Consider the following 2500-nt stretch of genomic DNA (forward strand, 5'->3'; position numbering starts at 1 on the left):
GTTATATGGTCAAGCCGCACGGATCATTAGTATCAGTTAGCTCAATACATTGCTGTACTTACACACCTGACCTATCAACCACGTAGTCTACATGGTTCCTTCAGGGGGCTTGTGCCCCGGGAGATCTCATCTTGAGGCGCGCTTCCCGCTTAGATGCTTTCAGCGGTTATCGCTTCCGAACATAGCTACCCGGCAATGCCACTGGCGTGACAACCGGAACACCAGAGGTTCGTCCACTCCGGTCCTCTCGTACTAGGAGCAGCCCCTCTCAAATCTCCAACGCCCATGGCAGATAGGGACCGAACTGTCTCACGACGTTCTGAACCCAGCTCGCGTACCACTTTAAATGGCGAACAGCCATACCCTTGGGACCGACTACAGCCCCAGGATGTGATGAGCCGACATCGAGGTGCCAAACACCGCCGTCGATATGAACTCTTGGGCGGTATCAGCCTGTTATCCCCGGAGTACCTTTTATCCGTTGAGCGATGGCCCTTCCATACAGAACCACCGGATCACTAAGTCCTAGTTTCCTACCTGCTTGATCCGTCGATCTTGCAGTCAAGCACGCTTATGCCTTTGCACACAGTGCGCGATGTCCGACCGCGCTGAGCGTACCTTCGAGCTCCTCCGTTACTCTTTAGGAGGAGACCGCCCCAGTCAAACTACCCACCATACACGGTCCCCGACCCAGATAATGGGCCCAGGTTAGAACGTCAAGCACGACAGGGTGGTATTTCAAGGATGGCTCCGCCACAGCTAGCGCCATGGTTTCATAGCCTCCCACCTATCCTACACAGACGAACTCAACGTTCAGTGTAAAGCTATAGTAAAGGTTCACGGGGTCTTTCCGTCTTGCCACGGGAACGCTGCATCTTCACAGCGATTTCAATTTCACTGAGTCTCGGGTGGAGACAGCGCCGCTGTCGTTACGCCATTCGTGCAGGTCGGAACTTACCCGACAAGGAATTTCGCTACCTTAGGACCGTTATAGTTACGGCCGCCGTTTACTGGGGCTTCGATCAAGAGCTTCGCCTTGCGGCTGACCCCATCAATTAACCTTCCAGCACCGGGCAGGCGTCACACCCTATACGTCCACTTTCGTGTTTGCAGAGTGCTGTGTTTTTGATAAACAGTCGCAGCGGCCTGGTTACTGCGACCCTCTTCAGCTATAGCTCGCACGAGCCACCAAAAAGGGTGCACCTTCTCCCGAAGTTACGGTGCCATGTTGCCTAGTTCCTTCACCCGAGTTCTCTCAAGCGCCTGAGAATTCTCATCCTACCCACCTGTGTCGGTTTACGGTACGGTCTGCGTAAGCTGAAGCTTAGGAGCTTTTCCTGGAAGCGTGGTATCAGTGACTTCGCCATAAAGGCTCGTCTCGGTGCTCGGTCTTAGAGGATCCCGGATTTGCCAAAGATCCAAACCTACCGCCTTTCCCCAGGACAACCAACGCCTGGTACACCTAACCTTCTCCGTCCCTCCATCGCACTTACGCGAGGTGCAGGAATATTAACCTGCTTCCCATCGACTACGACTTTCGTCCTCGCCTTAGGGGCCGACTCACCCTGCGCCGATTAACGTTGCGCAAGGAAACCTTGGGCTTTCGGCGTGCGGGTTTTTCACCCGCATTATCGTTACTCATGTCAGCATTCGCACTTCCGATACCTCCAGCAGACTTCTCAATCCACCTTCAACGGCTTACGGAACGCTCCTCTACCGCGCATAACAAAGTTATGCACCCCAAGCTTCGGTTCTGTGCTTAGCCCCGTTAAATCTTCCCCGCAGACCGACTCGACCAGTGAGCTATTACGCTTTCTTTAAAGGGTGGCTGCTTCTAAGCCAACCTCCTGGCTGTCTGTGCCTTTCCACATGGTTTTCCACTTAGCACAAAATTTGGGACCTTAGCTGTGGGTCTGGGTTGTTTCCCTTTTCACGACGGACGTTAGCACCCGCCGTGTGTCTCCCATACAGTCCGTCTCGGTATTCGGAGTTTGCAATGGTTTGGTAAGTCGCGATGACCCCCTAGCCATAACAGTGCTCTACCCCCGAGAGGATACATATGAGGCGCTACCTAAATAGCTTTCGAGGAGAACCAGCTATCTCCGGGTTCGATTAGCTTTTCACTCCTAATCACACCTCATCCCCTACCTTTGCAACGGGAGTGGGTTCGGGCCTCCAGTGCGTGTTACCGCACCTTCACCCTGGGCATGACTAGATCACCCGGTTTCGGGTCTACTGCCCGCGACTATGCGCCCTTATCAGACTCGGTTTCCCTTCGCCTCCCCTATACGGTTAAGCTTGCCACGAACAGTAAGTCGCTGACCCATTATACAAAAGGTACGCAGTCACTCCTTGCGGAGCTCCTACTGCTTGTACGCACACGGTTTCAGGTTCTATTTCACTCCCCTCTCCGGGGTTCTTTTCGCCTTTCCCTCACGGTACTGGTTCACTATCGGTCGGTCAGTAGTATTTAGCCTTGGAGGATGGTCCCCCCATGTTC

General features: G+C 53.8%; 1 rRNA gene (only partly in view). It reads right to left on the reverse strand.

From position 1 onward, the window contains the following. Positions 1 to 5: 5 nt before the first annotated feature. Positions 6 to 2500, reverse strand: a 23S ribosomal RNA gene (locus tag ACUVWL_RS15780); it runs 385 nt beyond the window's last position.

Source organism: Stenotrophomonas muris, assembly GCF_052751275.1.